General features: G+C 66.8%; 16 protein-coding genes. 9 read left to right on the forward strand and 7 right to left on the reverse strand.

Features of this window, described 5'->3' with window-relative positions; translation table 11 throughout:
* Positions 1-223 precede the first annotated feature (223 nt).
* From ABD332_RS50460 to ABD332_RS50485, 6 genes are all read right to left on the reverse strand, one after another.
* Positions 224-805 (reverse strand): RNA polymerase sigma factor, encoded by a 582-nt coding sequence (locus ABD332_RS50460; RefSeq protein ID WP_344512593.1) that lies wholly within the window; start codon positions 803-805, stop codon positions 224-226.
* Positions 806-1,219: 414 nt separating this feature from the next.
* On the reverse strand, positions 1,220-2,437 hold the full coding sequence (fahA, locus tag ABD332_RS50465) for a fumarylacetoacetase (protein ID WP_344512595.1): 1,218 nt from the start codon (positions 2,435-2,437) through the stop codon (positions 1,220-1,222).
* Positions 2,434-3,270 carry a hypothetical protein gene (locus ABD332_RS50470; protein WP_344512597.1) on the reverse strand — a complete coding sequence of 279 codons (837 nt, stop codon included), beginning with the start codon at positions 3,268-3,270 and terminating at the stop codon, positions 2,434-2,436. The genes fahA and ABD332_RS50470 overlap by 4 nt, the downstream gene beginning before the upstream one ends.
* 8 nt (positions 3,271-3,278) lie before the next feature.
* Complete coding sequence (locus ABD332_RS50475; RefSeq protein WP_344512599.1) at positions 3,279-4,463, reverse strand: homogentisate 1,2-dioxygenase; 1,185 nt, start codon at positions 4,461-4,463, stop codon at positions 3,279-3,281.
* On the reverse strand, positions 4,438-6,081 hold the full coding sequence (locus tag ABD332_RS50480) for an FAD-dependent monooxygenase (protein ID WP_344512601.1): 1,644 nt from the start codon (positions 6,079-6,081) through the stop codon (positions 4,438-4,440). The genes ABD332_RS50475 and ABD332_RS50480 overlap by 26 nt, the downstream gene beginning before the upstream one ends.
* Positions 6,082-6,085: 4 nt before the next feature.
* Entirely contained in the window at positions 6,086-7,051 is a 966-nt protein-coding gene (locus tag ABD332_RS50485) for an MBL fold metallo-hydrolase (RefSeq protein ID WP_344512603.1), read from the reverse strand.
* 103 nt (positions 7,052-7,154) lie between these two features.
* On the opposite strand from ABD332_RS50485, the gene ABD332_RS50490 reads away from it, so the two are divergent.
* From ABD332_RS50490 to ABD332_RS50525, 8 genes are all read left to right on the forward strand, one after another.
* Positions 7,155-7,691, forward strand: a complete 537-nt coding sequence (locus ABD332_RS50490) for a MarR family winged helix-turn-helix transcriptional regulator (protein WP_344512605.1) — start codon at positions 7,155-7,157, stop codon at positions 7,689-7,691.
* Between the two features lie 214 nt (positions 7,692-7,905).
* A complete protein-coding gene (locus tag ABD332_RS50495; protein WP_344512607.1) occupies positions 7,906-8,922 on the forward strand; it encodes a phenylacetaldoxime dehydratase family protein in 1,017 nt (338 codons plus the stop codon).
* On the forward strand, positions 8,915-9,961 hold the full coding sequence (locus tag ABD332_RS50500) for a carbon-nitrogen hydrolase family protein (protein WP_344512609.1): 1,047 nt from the start codon (positions 8,915-8,917) through the stop codon (positions 9,959-9,961). Before ABD332_RS50495 ends, ABD332_RS50500 begins: the two co-directional genes overlap by 8 nt.
* Positions 9,958-11,202 (forward strand): ABC transporter substrate-binding protein, encoded by a 1,245-nt coding sequence (locus ABD332_RS50505; protein ID WP_344512611.1) that lies wholly within the window; start codon positions 9,958-9,960, stop codon positions 11,200-11,202. The genes ABD332_RS50500 and ABD332_RS50505 overlap by 4 nt, the downstream gene beginning before the upstream one ends.
* A 34-nt stretch (positions 11,203-11,236) precedes the next feature.
* A complete protein-coding gene (locus ABD332_RS50510; RefSeq protein WP_344512612.1) occupies positions 11,237-12,094 on the forward strand; it encodes a branched-chain amino acid ABC transporter permease in 858 nt (285 codons plus the stop codon).
* Positions 12,081-13,811 (forward strand): branched-chain amino acid ABC transporter ATP-binding protein/permease, encoded by a 1,731-nt coding sequence (locus ABD332_RS50515; protein ID WP_344512614.1) that lies wholly within the window; start codon positions 12,081-12,083, stop codon positions 13,809-13,811. The genes ABD332_RS50510 and ABD332_RS50515 overlap by 14 nt, the downstream gene beginning before the upstream one ends.
* A 2-nt stretch (positions 13,812-13,813) precedes the next feature.
* Positions 13,814-14,572, forward strand: coding sequence for an ABC transporter ATP-binding protein (locus tag ABD332_RS50520; protein WP_344512615.1), 759 nt, complete (start codon positions 13,814-13,816; stop codon positions 14,570-14,572).
* Positions 14,573-14,925: 353 nt separating this feature from the next.
* The gene (locus ABD332_RS50525; RefSeq protein WP_344512616.1) at positions 14,926-15,438 is read left to right on the forward strand and encodes a hypothetical protein; all 513 of its coding nucleotides are present in this window, start codon (positions 14,926-14,928) and stop codon (positions 15,436-15,438) included.
* Between the two features lie 748 nt (positions 15,439-16,186).
* On the opposite strand, the gene ABD332_RS50530 is transcribed toward ABD332_RS50525, so the two are convergent.
* Positions 16,187-17,209 (reverse strand): AraC-like ligand-binding domain-containing protein, encoded by a 1,023-nt coding sequence (locus ABD332_RS50530; RefSeq protein ID WP_344512618.1) that lies wholly within the window; start codon positions 17,207-17,209, stop codon positions 16,187-16,189.
* Positions 17,210-17,594: 385 nt separating this feature from the next.
* Between ABD332_RS50530 and ABD332_RS50535 the strand changes: the two genes are divergently transcribed.
* A complete protein-coding gene (locus ABD332_RS50535) occupies positions 17,595-19,388 on the forward strand; it encodes a branched-chain amino acid ABC transporter ATP-binding protein/permease (protein ID WP_344512619.1) in 1,794 nt (597 codons plus the stop codon).
* The last annotated feature ends 238 nt before the right edge of the window (positions 19,389-19,626 follow it).

Below are 19,626 nucleotides of genomic sequence, written 5' to 3' on the forward strand. Positions count from 1 at the left end.
CTTTCGGCGCTCGATGTGGTCGGCGATCGGCTTGCCCAATGGACCGGCAAGCTGGGACGAGTTGTTACGCGGCGGAACCGAGATTCGCCGGGCCAGCGGCGTCCAGCTCGGCCTGGGGATGTCCCAGGAGCTCGATTCCAACATGGTCGGGTGGTCCCTGTTGTGCTCGTACGATCGGCGTCGAGGGCTTCGCGCAGCCGGTCGGTGGCGCCTGGGCCGCTGGTCATCGTCGGTCCTCCATCATCTTCGTCAGCGCGGCTATGGCCCGGGCGGTGTGCGATTTGACTGCGCCGACCGAGATTCCCATCGCGGTGGCGATCTCGGCCTCCCGCAGACCGAGCCAGTGGCGCAAGACCAGCGCCTGTCGTTGACGGGCGGGCAGTTGACGCACCGCATCCATAAGGACCCGCTGGTCGTCGCGGACCAATGCGATGCTCTCCGCCGACGCGACGGCGATCGGGTCGGTGCCCGGGTCGATGTGTTTGCGGGCCGCCTGCAGGTGGCGAAGCCGCATCCTGGTGAGGTTGCAGACGACCGAGCGCAGATAGGCCGGTGCCGCGTCGGGGTCGCGCAGGCAGTGCCATCGGCGGTACAGCTGGTAGTACGCCTCGGCGACGATGTTCTCGGCGTCGTCCGCGCCAAGCTGTGCGGCCAGGCGGAGCAGCCGGGCGTAGTGCAGCTCGAACAGTAGGGCGAGGACCGCTTCTCGGTCCGGGTCGAACGGGTCCGTTGCAGTGGTGCCCCAATCAGGCCGAGGCCGGAGTGTGGTCTCGGCGCCGGACGGTCGCTGGCGCAGTTCGGTCATGGCTGGCTTGTTCAGGGCGTTATGGACGAGTCACGTAAGCGGGCAGCGTGAGGCGGTCGAGGCGGCAGATGGTCAATGCCCATTCATGCTCCCGAGTACGGCTCGCCGAGCCAGATAACCGCCGGCGGAGTGGATGGATGAGCTGCCCGGGGTACGAAGTGGGCCCGGCTGCTGACCGCACATCTCGGCGAGAGCGGTCGTGTCTACGGATTGTTCGCCGACCGTACGGCTGGGCTCAGCGCGGCTCCGACCTTCTTGGCAAGCAGGGCGGTTTCGAATCCCACCTGTCCGAGGTCGGCGCCGGGGTATATGAGGACGGCGACGTGGGCTCAGGGCGGCGACGCGCATTCCGGTCCCGAGGAATCGCGGCCGCCACGCGAGGAGTGTCGTGTCGGTGGGCTGTTCGTCAGTTGATCATGCGCTCACACTGGAGACAATCCGACCGCGGACCTCGCCGAAGCCGATCGTGCGGCCATGCGGTCCCGGTGCGTTCGCGGTGAGGGTCACCTCATCGCCGTCGAGGAGGAAAGTTCGCTGTGTGCCGTCGGGTAGGGTCAGCGGCTCCGTGCCGCCCCAGGACAGTTCGATGAGTGAACCCCGTTGATTGGTGGCCGAGCCGCTGACGGTACCGGAGGCGTACAGGTCGCCTGTGCGCAGTGAGGCGCCACCCGCGGTCATGTGCGCGAGCATCTGGGCGGGGGTCCAGTACATCGCGGCGTACGGTGGCCGGGAGATCAGCTGCCCGTTGAGGCGGACCTCCAGCGTGATGTCCAGAGCCCACGGCTCAACATCGCGCAGGTAGGGCAGAGGTGCTGGGTCGCGCGGCGGTGGCTGGACCCGCGCGTGCTGCAGTGCGTCGAGGGGGACGATCCAGGGGGATATGGAGGTGGCGAAGGATTTGCCCAGGAACGGGCCGAGAGGCACGTACTCCCAGGATTGGATGTCCCGGGCTGACCAGTCGTTGACTAGGCACACGCCGAATACGTGGGTGGCGAAGTCGGTCACCGGTACTGGCGCGCCGAGTTTGGACGGGGTACCGACGAGGAACCCGACCTCGGCCTCGATGTCCAGCCGCTGGGATGGGCCGAAGGCGGGTTCCGACGCGGCGAGTGCCTTGCGCTGGCCGCATGGCCGCACTACGTCGGTGCCCGAGACCACGATGGTTCCGGCCCGTCCGTGGTATCCGATGGGCAGGTGCTTCCAGTTCGGGGTCAGCGGGGCTGAGTCGGGTCGGAAGATGCGGCCGAGGTTCTCCGCGTGATGCTGGGAGGCGTAGAAGTCGACGTAGTCGGCGACGCTGACGGGCAGGTGCAGCTGCACGTTGTCTCTGCGGATGAGGTGCGGCAGTACTGCGGCTCGGTGAGCGGGCGAGACGAGCCAGTCCGTGATGCGCTGGCGTACTTCGGACCACGTCGTCGGGCCCTGTGCCATGAACCTGTTGAGGGTCTGCTCGGCGAAGATGTCGGCGACGTGCAGTCGAAGGTCGGCGGCGAGGGCGGCGATGTCGAGGACGTACGGGCCGATAGCGACGCCTATCCGCCGATCGTGGCCGTGCGGCGCGGTGGAGAAGATGCCGTAGGGCAGGTTGTGAATGCCGAAGGTGGTGTCGGCAGGAAGGTCCAGCCAGGTCACGAAGGTCGCTCCGGGGCGTTGGCAACTTGAACGGAGTCATGGGCTGTCAGCAGACCGAGTGCGGCCAGGTCCTCAAGCGGCTCGAGGATGCTGCACGTGCCGTAGGAGAGGAACCGCCGGCGTGTGGCGCGGATGTGCCCGCTATCCAGCTGCCGCGTGCGGTAGGCGATGACATCGGCCGTGCGTTCGGCGAGCACGGCGATGACGTCTGCGCGGCTGGCGCCATCGATGGCCGCATCGGTGGCCAGCAGCAGGTTGAGGAAGCCGTGGTGCTCCAGCTTGGTGCCCGCTGCCGTGTGTCGGATTGCGTGGTGTAGACCGGCGGTGCATTTGAAGGGCAGGTCGCGTGCGACGCAGCCGATGATCGCTTCGGCGAGCTGGGTCTCGGTCGGGAAGGCGGCGGCGACCGTGCCGCCGGTTCGGAGCTTGGCGGCGCAGCCGGAGCCGGCCAGATTGTCGAGCATCTTGGGTTGAGCGGGACCCCAAGGAACCTCGATGAATCCACGCGTTCCGGATGGGATGGAGCCTACGGCCTGTCGCGCAGCCGCCGCGTCCCCAACTCCGGAGACCTCGACCGCTGCCAGCCGCCCGTCTGCTACCTGTCGTATCGCCTTATCGACCGCATCGGGGCCACCGGTGACGACCACACTGACCGCGATCGAACCGTCCAGTTCGGACAGTCTGGTGTCCGGGCAGATGAACGGACCGACGAGGTCTGCGTACCAAGATGCCTGGTGTCGGTGGTGGGCCGGCGCCGCTTCGGCCATGGTTGCGTTGCCGGGCGGGAACAACGCCGCGTCGTCGAAGAGACCGCCGAACAACGTGCGTGTCATGCCGGCCCTCATCCCGACCAGGTCCACGCGTACCCGGGATCTTCGCAGGCGCGGCTGGCCTCGCCGAGTCCCAGCGGCCGGAAGGTGTCGACCATGACGGCCAGCTCGTCGAAGAACTCGACGCCGATGCTGCGCTCGTAGGCACCAGGCTGGGGGCCGTGGGAGTGCCCGCCGGGGTGCAGGGACACTGATCCCTGCCCGATACCGGAGCCTTTGCGAGCCTCGTAGTCGCCGCCGCAGTAGAACATCACCTCGTCACTGTCCACGTTGGAGTGGTAGTAGGGCACGGGGATTGACAACGGGTGGTAATCGACCTTGCGGGGTACGAAGTTGCAGACCACGAAGTTGACGCCCTCGAAGACCTGGTGTGCGGGTGGGGGTTGGTGTACCCGTCCGGTGATGGGTTCGAAGTCCGCAATGTTGAAGGTGTACGGGTACAGGCAGCCGTCCCAGCCGACGACGTCGAACGGGTGGTGCGGGTACACGAATCTGGTACCAACGATGCCATCCGGCCCGCGGTGTTTGACCAGGACCTCGATGTCGCTGCCGTCGGCAAGCAGCGGTTCGGTCGGGCCATGCAGGTCGCGTTCGCAGAAGGGGGCGTGCTCCAGCAGTTGGCCGAACCTCGACAGGTAGCGCCTGGCCGGGATGATGTGGCTGTTCGCCTCGACGCAGTATGCGTGTAGCGCGGCGCCGCCGGCCGGTACCCACCGGTGGGTGGTGGCTCTGGGCAGAATGACGTAGTCGCCCGCTCGGGCGGGGAGCGCGCCGAAGACGGTTTCCACCGTGGCTTCGCCGGATTCGATGTATACCAGCTCGTCGCCCAGCGCGTTGCGGTAGAGCGGCGAGGGCTCACCTGCGACGACGTATGAGATCCTCACATCGGCGTTGCCCAGCACCAGCCGTCGTCCGGTCACCGGGTCATGGCGTTTCCACTCCTCGCCAGGGAAGAGGTTGTGCAGTCTCAGGTGCCGCGGCCGCAGGGGGTGGTTCGTCAGCAATCGGAGGTCGGGCAACTCCCACGGGGCCGCCTCCACGATCGCGGACGGGATGTTGCGGTGGTACAGCAGCGACGAGTCGGAAGAGAAACCTTCCTCACCCATCAGCTCCTCGTAGTACAGGCCGCCGTCCGGGCGGCGGTGCTGGGTGTGCCGCTTCGGCGGGACGTCACCGAGCAACCGGTAGTGCGCCATCGTCTTCCTCCTGTTTCATCGCGTCGGCCGACGAACCCAGCGCCCGCCGCAGCGCCGACGTCACGGACTCGGGCCGAGGATCAGTGAGTACCGCGGCGATGTGGGCGTCCGGCCGGATGATCCACAGCTCGCCGGGCCGGGCGGCGAGGGCGTGCCTGAGTGCTCCGGTGCCGTCGACGTCGGTGAGGCGCAGCAGCCGTACCGACACGGGCGTGGCCCGGTGTGCCGCCGCTTGCACGGCTTCGCTACGGACGCCCTCGGCGGCAAGCAGCAGGAAGCCGTCGCGGGCGAGCCGTCGCAGCTGGGTGCGCTTGCCAGCAAGTGAGATCGGGGCGTCGGGTACCAGAATGCCAGGGCCGGCGGTGGGTACCGCGCTACGCGGTGGTCGACCGGTGAATGGCCGGGTCGGGTCTGGGGTCGTCAGTGGAGAACCGACGTACCAGAACGGCTCGGCGAGCCGCCCGGAGTCGACTTCGGCGCGAGCGGCCGGGTCGGTAGCCGCGGATTCCAACGTAGACAAACGGCGTTGGTGCTCGGCCTCGTTTCCGGGTACCAGGAAGCGCATGGTGGCGCTGGTGACCTCGAGGTTCTCGCGTGCCGCTGCGTGTCGTTCTGTGTGGTAGCTGTCAAGCAGTTCGGCGCCGGCCCAGCCGTGCAGAACAAAGGCGAGCTTCCAGGCAGCGTTCTCGGCGTCCTGTACGCCGGAATTCAGGCCGCGGGCGCCGAATGGAGAGACCAGGTGGGCGAGGTCCCCGGCAAGTAGGACGCGGCCGACGCGCATCCGGTCGACGATGCGGGAGTGGAACCGGTAGACCGAGCGCCATACCACCTCGTAGGGTCGGTCGCCGATGATGGCGCGGATTCTGGCGTCGCGGGCGCCGGCGTCCATTTCGGACTGATCATCATAGTCGGCGGGTACCTGCCAGTCGATGCGGAAGGTGTTGTCGGGGCACGGGTGGATGAGGACCTGTCGGCCGGGGTTCCAGGGCGGGTCGAAGTAGAAGCGCCGCTCGTTGGCCCAGCCGGGCAGGTCGGTGCGGATGTCGCAGATGAGGAACCGGTCGTCGAAGGAGTGCCCGTCGAAGGAGATGCCCAGCAGCCGCCGGATGTCGTCTCCGCGGGCGCCTGCGCATGCCAGCAGGTAGGCGGCGGTCAGCGTTCGCGGACCACACGTGATGGTTACGCCGTCTGGGTCCTGGGTGATGCCGGTGACTCTGTGGTCCCAGCGTACGTCGATCAGCGGCTCGGCGGCGATGTACTCGTCGAGGATCTGTTCGGTGCGGGCCTGGGAGATGTTGACGAACGGCGGGAACGTCGAACGGTCGGCGTCGGTGAAGGTGTGGTTGAACAGTTCGCGGTCGCGGTAGAAGGTGCGCGCGGTGGTCCAGGTGAGTCCTTCATCGGCGATGCGTCGACCAGCTCCCACCGCCTCCCAGACGTCGAGGACGTCGCGTTGCTGGACGATCGCCTTGGAGCCGACGGGGTCGCGGTGTGGCCGTTGGTCGAGCAGGACCACGGGTACCCCCCAGCGGGCCAGCAGCAGTGCCGCGGTCTGCCCGACCGGGCCGTTGCCCAGCACCGCGACCGTGGCGTTCATCGTGGTGTCGATCGTGGTCATCGGCTCAGCCCTGCACCTGGTTCCAGATCTTGCGGTCGCGTTCGGTGGTCCAGATGTGCGGGAACACGACGCCGGAGAGTTCGTCCCAGACCCGGGACACGTTGAACGGCAGGCAATGTTCGAAGATCGGCCATCCGCCGTAGCGGTCGACGAGGGCCGCGTGCGTCATCCGGAACGCCTCGTTGAGCGTGCCGCCGCGCTGGCGCACGGCGCCGACCTCGCGGAGCATCACCTCAAGGAAGTGGCGGGTCTGGTTGATCGCGGCGTTTACCGCGACGGATCCGTGCGCGACCGCGCCCCGGCCGCCGATGAGCGTCTCGGCGCCAAGCTTGCCAACCTGGTCGAGGGTGCTGGTGGACCAGTCCTTGTGGAACGCGTCGCCGGTGTAGAGGGCGGCCTGTGCCTCGACGAGGTCGCCGGCGAAGAGGATCTTCTTATCGGGTAGCCAGGCGACGATGTCGCCCTCGGTGTGGCCGCGGCCGCAGTACTGCAGCACCAGGTCGCCGCGGCCGCCGCCCAGGTCGATGGTGCACCGGTCGGAGAACGTGACGGTCGGCCAGGTTAGGCCGGGGATCGAGTCGGGTTCCTTGAATAGCCGGGGCATACGGCCGAACTCGGACTCCCAGTCCTGCTGTCCCCGCTCGGCGATCAGGGTGCGGGTGTTGTCGTTCGAGATGATCACCTCGGCGTTGAAGGCGCTCGCACCGAGCACGCGGACCGCGTGGTAGTGCGACAGCACCAGGTATCGGACCGGCTTGTCGGTGTACTCGCGTAGCTTGGCCAGCCACGCGCCGGCGGCCACCGGGGTGGCCATGGCGTCAAAGCAGACCAGGAAGTCCTCGCCCTCGATGGCCCCGACGTTCGGGTCGCCCTCGGCGGTCAGCGCGTAGACCCCGTCGGCGAGAACCTCCAGGGTCTGTTGCTTCTCGCCGAGGTCGGCCGACGAGGCGAACGCCCGCTGCGTCGTCATGACACACCTCCAAATTAGTCAAACCTTGTACTAGTTGGCGGGCATGCTACAGCCTGGCCCCGTGGGTTGGGAAGCCCTCCAGCCGGGTCGTAGCCTTGTCGGCATGACCGCCGAGCCCGCGCCACGAGACCTGGATTTCCTGTCGTTCGTCGACTTCGCGGTCACGCAGAGCAGCCAGCAACTGCCCGGAATCGACCCGGCGGCGATGCGCATTGTGCTGACCCTGCACCGCGTCACCAGCGCGCTGGTCTACGACCTGGAGTCCTCCGTACACCGCCCGCGCGGCTTCAGCTGGCCCGGCTTCCGGGTGCTCTTCGTGCTCTGGCTCGCCGCGCCGGCCGAGGCCAAACAGGTCGCCAAGCTGTCGGGAATGAGTCGGGCTGCCGTCTCCGCCCTGGTCAACACCCTGGAACGGGACGGCCTGGTATCCCGCCGCCAAGCCGATCACGACGGCCGCGCGGTCCAGCTCAGCCTGACCGAAGCCGGCCAGGCGGCGATCATCGACGCGTTCCAGGCGCACAACGAACGGGAACAGGCCTGGGCGGGCCTCCTCACCGACGCCGAACGCGCCACCCTGGTCGACCTGCTGGAGAAGCTCATGCACGGGGCCGCCACCATCGCCGCCAAGCGTCGGCGATGAGCCCCGGCCGCGCCGTACGCTGACCTCGGCGTGCACTAGTTCGCGCACAGCCGCCTCGGTGTGCGCGGACAGCCACCTCGATGTGCGCACACAGACCACAGCCGCCGACTCGCTACGCCTAGCGTCCCCACTCACAGGGACGCGATGACTCCGGGTCGGCGCGCGGCGATAGACGCGTCGAGCCGGAGCCGCACGACGACGGCGAGGTTCCCCCATGCGTCGACCAGAAGGACACCAGCCGAGCTACCCGGCGTTTACCGTCCGGTTCCCGGATGCGGCTGATTCGATCGTATTTGCTCAGATTGGAGTACAAGGTGCGAGCGGCGTCGACATCGCCGCCGCCGAGATTGACATGTTGCTGTCCAGCGCGCACGGGCCACGCCACGTCGACCGGGTACGGCCCGTGGCGCTGCCCGGGCGTGAGGCTCGTATCGCGCTGGCGTACTGGGACAGCGAGGCACGATTTCGGGACTGGTGCGACTCGGCACCGGTACGCGACTGGTGGCATACCCTCCCCAGTGACGGCCCGCTGGGTTACTGGCGAGAGACCGCCGTCATCCCGGTGCGCCGTTTCGAGAGCCTGCACTCGGGGGAGTGGCACGACAACGGCGTCTCCCATTTCACCCCCATCGAGGTCGTCGAATTCCACGACTACTGGGGCGGCATGCGCGACCGCATCCGGGATTCGCATGACCATCCGCTGGATCCTGAGGCGCCGCAGTTCACGCCTCGGGGCCTCACGAGCCTGGGCCGGCGGGTGCGGTTCAGCAACCCCGACAACCTGTGCCTGATCCGCACCGCGCAGGACTGGTCGCGCTGCCGCGACGAGGAGCGAGAGACCTACACCCGGCTGGTGGCCCCGACGCTGCACGTAGGCGCGCAATACATCGCCACCCATCCGGACAGCGGATGTGTGGCGGCACAGCTCGTCGAAGAGGTCGACGACACGTGGTCGCGGGCGTACGAGAAGACCTCCGTGATCGCCTGGTGGGTCTCGCTGGGCCACCTGGAGGAGTGGACCGTGAACCACCCCACCCACCAGGCGATCTATTCCGCCTTCCACCAGATGCTGCAGCGGCACAACTTCCAGCTCGACCTGCGGTTGTGGCACGAGGTGTGCGTCCTGCCCGCCGGGGCTGCCGAATTCGAATACGTCAATTGTCCCGAGGACACCGGACTGCTCGCCAGTCTGCTGCTGACAACTACTTCTGAAGGTGTACTCAATGCCTGAACTCCCTGCGGTTCGCGTCGCGGCCGTCCAAGCCGAGCCGGTATGGCTCGACCTGGACGGGTCCGTCGACAAGACCGTTGCCCTGATTGAACAGGCCGCGGCGGGCGGCGCACGCCTGGTTGCCTTCCCCGAACTGTTCATCCCCGGCTACCCCTGGTGGGCGTGGCTCGACGCACCCGCCTGGGGCATGCAGTTCGTCGCCAAGTACCACGAGAACTCTCTCGTTGTCGGCTCGGCCCACGCTAAGCGCATCCAGCAGGCGGCAGCCGACAACCGCATCCACGTCATCGCCGGAGTCAGCGAGCGCGACGCGGGAAGCCTCTACATTGGACAGATGCTCATCGACGACGCCGGTGAGCTGCTGGCCGCGCGTCGCAAGCTGAAGCCCACACACGTGGAGCGCACGATCTTCGGCGAGGGCGACGGCAGCGACATCGCCGTCCACGACACCAATATCGGCCGACTTGGCGGGCTGTGCTGCTGGGAGCACGTGCAGCCGCTGTCGAAGTACGCGATGTACAGCCAGAACGAGCAGATCCACGTCGCGGCGTGGCCCGGGTTCCACCTGTACCGCAACATGGCCTATGCGCTGGGTCCCGAGGCCAACCTGGCGGCGAGTCAGGTGTACGCCCTGGAGGGCGGATGCTTCGTCCTGGCCGCCAGCTCCATGATCAGCGAGGCCGGCATCAAGCTGTTCTGCGACAAGCCCGACCACGAGGCCCTGCTGGGAAGCGGCGGCGGCTTCGCCCGCATCTTCGGACCCGACGGCCGACCGCTGGCCGAACCGCTCCCCGAAGACCAGGAGGGCATCCTCTACGCCGACCTCGACATGGGCGACATCTCCCGGGCGAAGTCGGCTGCCGACCCGTCCGGCCACTACGCACGTCCCGACGTGCTGCGCTTGGTCTTCAACCGCAGGCCGGCGCCGCGTGTCTTCGAACCGGGCAGCCATGCGGTCACCCGGACCGCCTCGGGAGACGGCACCAGCCTATTCATGCTCATGCCGGACCTTAAGGCGGACATGGAGGTGGCGGAATGATGCGCACGAATCGCACCGGCGTGCTCGCCGCCGCCTTCCTCGCCGCGGTCCCGCTGCTGCTCTCTGCCGCAGCGTGCGAGCGGCGCGACACCCCGGGCGCGACGCCGTCCTCGACGGCGGCGGTGTGCCCGGAAGGGCTGTCACCGAACGTGGCGACCGGTGCTCCGATTGAGATCGGCAACCTCAGCTCGCTCACCGGCCCCGGCACGTTCCCCGAGGCGTCGAAGGCGGCAAAGGCGGTGTTCGACCGGCTGAACTTCTGCGGCGGAGTCGGCGGCCGGCCGGTGCACTTCACCGTCGAAGACGACCAAGGCGACCCGGCCATCGCCGCGCAAGCGGCCCGGCGTCTGGTCGAGCAGCAGAAGGTCGTGGCTATGGTGGGCAGCGCGAGCCTGCTCGACTGCGCAGTCAACGCCACCTACTACACCGAGCGCGGCATCGACGCCGTCCAGGGTACGGGCGTGGATCCGGTGTGCTTCAACTCGCCGAACATCTCCCCGGTCAACACCGGACCGTTCACCGGTGTGACCGTCGCGCTGTACTACGCCAGCAACGTGCTGAAGAAGCAGAAGGTGTGCCGGGTCCGACTCTTCGACATCCCAGGCTTCGCCCCTGCATTCGACGCGGCCGCCGCCCGCTGGGAAACGATCACCGGAACCAGGCTCACCTACTCCGGTGCCATCGGTAAGGTCACCGACGACCCGACGCCGTTGCTGCTGCGCGCCAAGCAAGTCGGCTGCCAGGCGGTGGTCGTCGATGGCATCGAGTCGCACGCGATCGCCGTGGGCAAAGCGATCAGGGCCAACGGTCTGAACGACATCACCTGGATCGGCCTGACGTCCTACTACACCGACAACGTCGGCAAGCAGCTCGGACCTACCGGTAACGGACTGCTAGCGAACTCGGAGTTCGAGCCGTACAACGCCGACTCCCCGGCGCTGTCCGACGTGCGCGGCCTGATGCAGAAGAACGGCATTGCCATGACGTCATTCGCCGAGGGTGGCTACCTCGCCGCCACGATCTTCCAGAGTGTGTTGCTGAGTATCAAAGGCGACGTCACCCGGGAGAGCGTCAGCGCGGCGCTGGCCAAGCTCGACAAGTACGACACCCCACTGATCGGATCGCCGTACTCCTTCGGCACCGGCAAGACCCACGCGCCCAACCAGTCGAGCAAGTTCGTCGTGCTCAAGGACGGCGCGTGGACCGTCGCGCAAAACGATTGGGTCACCCTACCCAGCTAGCAATCTGGCTACCTGAAATACCTAGGAGCGGCAAGTGCTTCAACTCATCGTGGCGGGGCTCGCCCCGGGCACGGCGTACGCGATCATCGGCTGCTGCGTCGTGCTGTCGTTCAACACCACCGGGGTGCTCAACCTCTCGCAGGCGGTCTTCGGCGCCTTCGGCGCCTATACGGCCGCGGTCTGCTACGACTACGGGCTGACTGCCGCTTCCGCGGCGGGCCTGGGGCTGCTGGTCGGCTCTGGGCTCGCCGTGCTCGTCGGGCTGCTGGTGACATGGTTATTCCTGGAGCGCAGCCTCGCCGTGCGGGCAACGGCGATGATCGCGGTGACCGTGGGCCTGCTCACGTTGGGGCTGCGCCTCTTCGGCGACATTCCCCGCTCGGTGGCGCCGGTCGTACCAGCCGACACGGTCACCGTCGGCGACATCTCCATCGGGTACGGCACGATTGCGGTCTTTGCGGTAGGTGTGGCCCTCGTCGTCACGGCGATGCTGGTCCTGAACCGCACCCGGCTTGGCGCCATGCTTCGCGCCGTCTCCTCGCGTCCGACGACAGCGGAGTTGCTCGGGGTACCGGTCCGGGCGCTCTCCGTCGGCATGTGGGGAGTTACCGGGGCGTTGGCGACTCTCGCCATGCTGCTCATCGCACCGGCCCGCTCGCAGGACTTCCGCACGCTCGGCATGCTCATCCTGCCCGCGTTGGCGGCAGCACTGGTGGGCGCATTTCGCAGCCTCCCCGCCACCCTTGTCGGAGGGTTGGCGCTGGGCGTCATTGAGTCGGTCTCGGTGCAGTGGTCGACGATCTCGGAGTACAAGGCCGTGCTGCCGTTCTGCTTCGTGATCGTTGCCCTGCTGTGGTCACAGCGGAAACAGGTGTGGGATGAAGCGCGCTGATGTTCGTGTGGTTACGCCCGTCCTGCTGGGACTCGTGGCGGTGTCGGCGATCGGGCTGGCAGCGCCCGACTACTGGGTCTTCCTTTCGACCAGCGCGGCAATCAATGCGCTGATCGCGCTGAGCGTCGGTGTGGTGTACGGCCGCGCCGGCATGGTCGCCCTGTGTCCCATGGCATTCGCCGGCATCGGCGCGTGGACAACGGGCTGGCTGAATCTTCACATGGAACTGCCATTTCTGCTCGAAATGCTGCTCGGGGCGCTGGCCGCGGTGCCGGTCGGCGTCGCAATCGGTCTGCCGGCCCTACGGCTACGAGGGATCAACCTTGCCGTCGCTACCCTCGCCTTCGGTGGCGCCGTCGCCGTGGTGGTCTTCGACAGGGGGTTTCCAGGCGCAAACGACCAACGGCCCGTGGTACGCCCCGACGTCGCGCACTCCACGACCGGGTATTTCTTCTTGAGCGTCTCGGTACTCGCCGTCGCGGGACTTCTGCTGGCCCGTGCCAATCGTGGCCGAGTCGGGGCAGGTTGGATGGTCGTGCGCGACAGCGAGCGAGCGACCGCCGCCCTCGGGCACAGCGTGGTCACCACCAAGCTGCTCGCATTCGCTGTCAGCGCGTTTCTTGCCGGCCTGGGCGGAGCGTTGCTCTCCGGGCAGCTCGGCATTCTGAGCGGGGTGAGTTTCCTTCCCTATGCATCGATGGTGGTCTTCACCGCTGCGGTGGCCTTCGGAGCCGTCCATCTGGAGGGTGCCGTCCTGGCTGGGGTGGCGGCCGTAATCCTGCCAGAGATCCTTCGCCAGCTGGCACTGCCCCAGGACATCGCTGCCGGCCTGTTTGCGGTAGCGGCGATACAGGCTCTCGCGGGCGGGGAGGGTGGAATTGCCGGCGGACTCCGCGCGAAGTTCAGCCGCAACACCACCACGGCCCTGGTGACGGCCGTACCGACGCGAGATGCCGGGGCGCCGACACCAGCGCCGCAGCGCGCCAGACAGGCGACGTCCGAGCTTCGGGTCCGTGGTGTCGGGGTCACCTACGGCACGGTGCGGGCCCTCGATGGCGTCGATCTCCTCGTGCGAGCCGGCACCGTGCATGGTTTGATCGGGCCCAACGGAGCCGGCAAATCCACCTTGATCGACGTGATATCTGGCTTTGTCGTATCCACCAACGGAGAGATCCATCTCGAAGGGAAGCCAGTCACTGGCCTGTCAGCGCACAAGCGGGCTCGGCGCGGCATCCGGCGTTCCTTCCAGCAGGGACGAGTCAGCCCATCGCTCACCATCTTCCAGTACCTCGCGCTGTCCAGCCGTGGCACGGTCGACCATCGGCTGATCGGTGAGCTGCTCGACGCCTTCGGATGTCCGCCCCAGTCCACCACGATCGGGACGCTCGATGTCGGCACACGCCGGCTGGTCGAGGTAGCCGCGACACTTGTGAGCAGACCGCGGGTGGCGCTCCTCGACGAACCGGCGGCAGGGCTCGCGGCGGAGGAGTCGGCTCGTCTCGGCAGCGTTATCGCCGAGCTGCCCGAGCGCTTTGGCTGCTCGGTGCTGCTCGTCGAGCACGACATCGAGATGGTCTCGGCGTGCTGTGACGAGATAACCGCGCTCGACTTCGGGCGCGTCATCGCTTCCGGATCCCCGCAAGCGGTGTTGCGCGATCCGGCCGTGATGCGCGCGTACCTGAGCGGTGCGGCAGATGCCGCGGAAATGGTGATCTGAGAATGCTGGAGATTCGTGGGCTGACCGTGAGCAGGGGAGCCGGGGACATCCTGCGAAACGTGGACCTGCAAGCCCACCCCGGTAAGCTGACTGTCCTATTGGGGCCTAACGGCGCCGGTAAGACGACGCTGCTCGATGCCGTATCCGGCCTTGTGCGCCACCGGGCCGGGAATCTGCTCGTTAACGGCACCGAGCTGAGTAGGGTGGCCCGGGTGGGTCGCGCCCGTATGGGCATTCGCCACGTCGAGCAGGGCCGTAGCGTTTTTCCCGAGCTCACGGTGCGAGAAAATCTCGCCGTGGCGGCGCCGGAACGCAGCCATCGCCAGGTGGTGGAGCTCTTTCCCGAACTGGCGGCGCGCATGGACGTCCACGCCGGCCTTCTCTCCGGGGGCGAGCAACAGATGCTGGTCATCGCGCGAGCATTGCTGCGTACGAGGTCGGGGCGCCGGCGCACGGAAGAGCCGGGGGTGCTCCTCATCGACGAGATGAGCATGGGCCTCGCGCCGGTCATCGTGGCCAGACTACTGCGGACGGTGCGGGCCCTTACCCAGCTCGGAATGACGCTTCTGCTCGTCGAACAGTTCGCTCACCTGGTGCTGCCGATCGCAGACGCGGCGTATGTACTCGACCGCGGCAGTGTCACTTTCGCGGGTACGCCCGGGCAGTTGCAGGCCAACCCCGGACTGCTCCACGCGGCGTACCTCGGCGGGTCGGAGACCCCACCGCCCGCAACGGGGGGACCTGGCAGAGACGCCCGGTGATTCTGTCTGCCGTTGCTGTGGCGAGGTTGACGCGATGCCAGGCCAGGTGTCAATCGTCGGATTCGTGGAGGAGGCCGTCAAGCGGCTTCGGGTCTCTTGGCCTTGGCAATCATCGCTCGTAGTAGACGAGTGACGCCGTCGCAGGCGGACGTGTCTGCGTGTGGTGTGCGAGAAGCCCACGATCCAGGTAGAGCGATTTGGTTCTCCGGGGTAGACGTGGGTGGTTGCTGGGCGACGATTTAGGTCTATGCGGGATGGAAGCTCGTGTGGGCACAGCAGGGGTTGGGCGGACTTCAGGTCAACCACGACCACCGAAGTTGGGACACCTGCCGTGCGAGCTACCATCGCCCGGCGTGGTCGGCCTTGGCGAGGCCGACCACGCCGGGCCCTACTCGATCCGGCCCGCCGTGTCGGTGTACTCCCGCTACACCCGACTGTATGTACTCCCTCGTCAGGTCACCGGTCTTGTCCACGACCAGCAACCCGTCCGGCTCGCCGAAACGTTCCACCAGCGTGGCACCGCCGCGTCCCAAACCGCGGTGCGCAGTAACCGCTGCATCGGATCCGCCTGCTCAGCCAGAACCCAGCAGGTCTTCGACTCGACCTCCGACAAGCAGCTGGACACGATCGCTGCCGCCGTCCGCCGCGGTTCCACCCGCGCGAACCGGCCCAGCATCTCGTCCAGTGCCGCCTGCCAGCCGGCAGGGCCTGTCCTGCCGCCACCGCACGATCTTCAGTTGACTCCGCAGGCCATTGATGATCACGCGGTTGCTGTCGACGACGCGGCAAAACTTCGGCCGCCGTTGACAGTCGCCGCCCTGACGCAGTCCCGATCAGCTCGGGCCAGCGTGGGCTGCCGATCGTGACGGCCGGACATGATGACCATGGGCCGACCCGACTTCATAGCATCGCTGCCACGCGAACGCCGGCGTGGTCACATCACCCCGCTCCTCATCGGAATTCGCCATTCTTGCGCGAGCCAAGTCGGAGTTCATGCCAGTCACTTCGAGCCGTATCGGGCAGATCGTGTCGGCCCCGCGATTACTAACTTCAGTGTGCGCGTCGAAGCCTTCGGCGTTCTCCTCCACCTGCAGCAGGAGGCCCACGACGCCAGGCTGACCGCAAGATGGACCTCACGCGAGGCCTTGCTGCGCCACGTCGAGCCGGACGCAGCCGTGATACTCGCTCCAGCTCTACGCAACGGCCATCACCAGGATCAGCCGGACTCCTACCGATGCCACATCTGGTTCGTCCAACACTCGAACCGATCGGCACGTGCCGTCTCACTTTTCGATGTAACAGCGGCGCCTCTGGCAGCCCTGCCAGAGGCAGCCAGCCCCGATCAGCCACGAAGACTCGTCCGCGTGGTCCTGGACGGGATGCCGCTCGAAGCCAGTTGGTTGCGGCCCAGGCACCCGATCACGGAGTGCGACTGACCTGGTAGGCCTCCGTGGGACGCATCTGCGAGCGGGTCCTCGTCGACAACCTCGACCCGCCTCGACAGTCTGGTGCACATCGGCGTGCACGAGGTGTCCTGGAAGAGACGTCACCACGACCTGATCCTGATCACCGATCACGTCGGCGCCAGGATCAGCTCAGCGCGTTCGTCCCCACTCAGGAACCTGACATGCGTGACGCGTCGTCGACGTCCGCGCTGTTACGGTACGCGCGTGGACTAAGCCCGAACCGTGTCCGGAAGACCCGGATGAAATGCGATGGATCTTTGAAGCCAAGACGCGTCGCCATCTCCCCGACGGTCAAATGGGCCAGACGAGGGTCCCGCAGGTCCTGGTAGGCCTTGTCCAGCCGCCTGTCCATGACGTAACGCGACGCCGAGACGCCGTCGCGATGGAACAACGCATGTAGGTACCGCGGAGAGATATGGACTGCACGGGCGATCGTCTCCGGAGACAGATCCGCATCGCAGATGTTCTCCTCGACGAATTGCCGGATGCGAGCAAGGTGAACCTGGTGGAGGGGCGCCTCGGTGCCTAGACAGGTCACGTTGGCAAGCGATGCGGCCACCAGTTCTACGGCCGCAGCCGCTAGGTGCTGCTGCGACGCCGCGTTCGAAGGTTTGCCCGTGTCCAGCAAACCCTCGAGCAGCGGTCGGACCAGTGTGGCCGTGCCGCGGTTGCCGTCCACCACGGTGGCCGTTGCCGACGAGGCCTTGGGCAGGACCGCACGTAGCAGTCCCTGCGGCATCTGTAGAACCAACATGCCGAACGGCTCTTCGAAGCGAAGACTGTATGGCCGATTCGTCTCGTAAAGCGCAAAATCGCCGGGTTTCAGCAAAGCGTTGCGGTCATCTTGAACGAGCTGGCAGGTGCCATCGAGCATGAGACTCACCAGAAAATAGTGTCCGTTCGCACGAGAGATCTCGGCGGGTGTGCGAATGGCCAGGTGAGGTGCGGCCGTGACCCGGGTCAGTTGGACCGAGCCGGTCGCGAAGCCGGATATCTGCCCGCCGAAGCGCCCGGCGCGGGCGAGTGGAAGTGCTCCCAGCTGTACATATAACCGACATATCATGTCGTGCCAGAAGTCGAACCTGTCACGTGTGTCGACCCCGTCGGTGGACAAGGCAACTGCACCCTGCGGCCACGTTGCGGCGGGGATGCGGGCGATTCCTGTATCCACAACCCTCTCCGTGAGATCGCTCGGCCCCCGCGGCCAACTCCTTCGGCCCCGTGCCCGCATTGTTGCCGACCCGTGCCACGCGCACAAGTCGCGGATAGTCGCCGGGTTCGCATCGAAAAACCGCTGCTCAGTGACGCGATCGCCGCGAGCCGGACACGGCGCAGGCACGATGGTGCTGTCTGTCGTTGTGCGCTCACAGGCTACTTCGTATGCTCGCTAGGACCACATTTGCCTCAGCTCTGGGCCTACCGTTCCGCAGCGAAGATCTATTGCGGTGACGAGTCGGGTGCGCAGGCGGCAACGGCACAATGCGTACCGCACCCGAGTTCGTCGCTTCTAGTCGGATTTGTCGCTCCGCGGTGGCCGCAGCGAAGGCGGGTGTGGGATGAAGCATGCTGATCACCGCAAGGGCTACATCCGGACGATTACGGCTGTCTCGATCGTCGGGGCGCTTGGCCTGCTGCTGTCGAATTACTGGTTGTTCCTGGCCACCAGCGCGGCGATCGCCGCTCTCATCTCGCTCAGCGTGGGTGTCGTCTACGGTCGCGCTGGCATGGTCGCGCTGTGCCCAATGGCCTTCGCTGGTATCGGCGGGTGGACCACCGGCTGGCTCAACCTTCACACAAATCTGCCGTTCCTCGCCGACGTGGTCATCGGCGCCTTGGCGGCGGTGCCGGTCGGCATCGCGATGGGTCTGCCCGCCCTGCGGCTGCGCGGTCTCAATCTTGCGGCGGCGACGTTGGCCTTCGGGGGTGCTTTCGCGGTCGTCGCGTTCGACCGTGGCTTTCCCGGCGCCGCCGAGCATAAGCCTGTTGAACGTCCCATCTTCGCTTCGTCGGAGACGCTGTACTTCTTCCTCGCCGTGCTCATGTTGGTGGTGGTGTCAGGACTGCTGAACCGCGCTGCTCGCACCGCCATCGGGGCAAGCTGGATGGCCGTACGTGACAGCGAACGGGCGACTGCCGCCCTGGGACACAGCGTCGTGGCCACGAAGCTGCTCGCGTTTGCCGTGAGTGCTTTCATCGCCGGCGTGGGCGGCGCGCTGCTCGCCGGTCAACTCGGCATCCTCAGCGGCAACGCCTTCCAGCCATTTACCTCGATGGTGATCTTCACAGCGGCGGTCGCCTTCGGTGCGGCACATCTGGAAGGCGCCATTCTGGCGGGAGCAGCGACCGTGTTCGTGCCCGAGATTCTGCGCCTGATCGAGCTACCCCAGGACATCGCACCTGCGCTATTTGCCGTCGCGGCCCTGCAAGCGTTAGCCGGCGGGGAAGCCGGCCTGGCGGGAGCCTTGCGGGCCAAATGGAGACCGGCACCCATGGCCGCGGCGCATCCGGACCGGACTTATCCGGTGCCCAGCCCAGCCTTATTGGCGGCCGTGACGCGACCGCGACGCGTCACCGACAACAGCCTGAGGACTCCTCCCCTGGAGGTTCGAGACATCACTGTGGCGTACGGCCGAGTCGTAGCCCTTGACGGGGTTAACCTCAGGGTCCAATCCGCAACCGTGCATGGCCTCATCGGACCGAACGGCGCCGGCAAGTCCACCCTCATTGATGTCATCTCTGGTTTCGTCTCGCCCACCCGCGGACAGATCTACCTTGACGGCCGCGTCCTGTTCGACGTGCCTCCGCTGAGCAAGGACCTGCCGCCGCACCGGCGGGCGCGCAAGGGAATACGGCGCTCGTTTCAGCAGGGACGGGTAAGCCCGTCGCTCACCATTGACCAATATCTCCGCCTGTCCGGCGCTCGCGGCAGCAGCGACGACCGACGTCTCTCCGATGAGATCCTGGCCGCACTCGGTTGCCCGGCCGCCTCGACGCCCATCGGTACCCTCGACGTGGGCACACGCCGCCTGGTCGGGGTAGCCACCACCCTGGCGAGCCGCCCTAGCATTGTGATGCTCGACGAACCCGCCGCCGGCCTGGCCACCGAGGAATCTGCCCGGCTGGCCAACGTGATACGCGAGTTGCCCGAAAGATTCGGCTGTGCGGTCCTGCTTGTCGAACACGACGTAAAGATGATCGCCGTCTGCTGCGACGAGGTCACCGCCCTTGACTTCGGCAGGGTCATCGCCCACGGCACACCGCGAAGCGTGTTGCGCAACCCGAAGGTGCTGCGCGCCTACCTAGGCGGCGTCGACCAGCCGTCCCGCCGCCCGGCCGCGGAGGTCAACTGACGATGTCGCACCTGCTCGATATCCACAACCTCGCCGTCAACAGGGGAGCGGGAGACGTAGTTCGTGACGTCAACCTCACCGTGCGGGCCGGTGAACTTGCCCTGCTCCTAGTACTGCAACGGCGGGTCGTGTCTTACGGCGGTTCGAGTCGTTTGCGGTAGTGAGCGGCTCGGGCCTGCGCTTGTCGGCGTCTACGCCACTGCGACCAGTGCAGGATGTGACTGGTGTGGTGCTGGAC

The organism is Dactylosporangium maewongense (assembly GCF_039531485.1).
In the GTDB taxonomy this organism is placed as follows: Bacteria; Actinomycetota; Actinomycetes; order Mycobacteriales; family Micromonosporaceae; genus Dactylosporangium; species Dactylosporangium maewongense.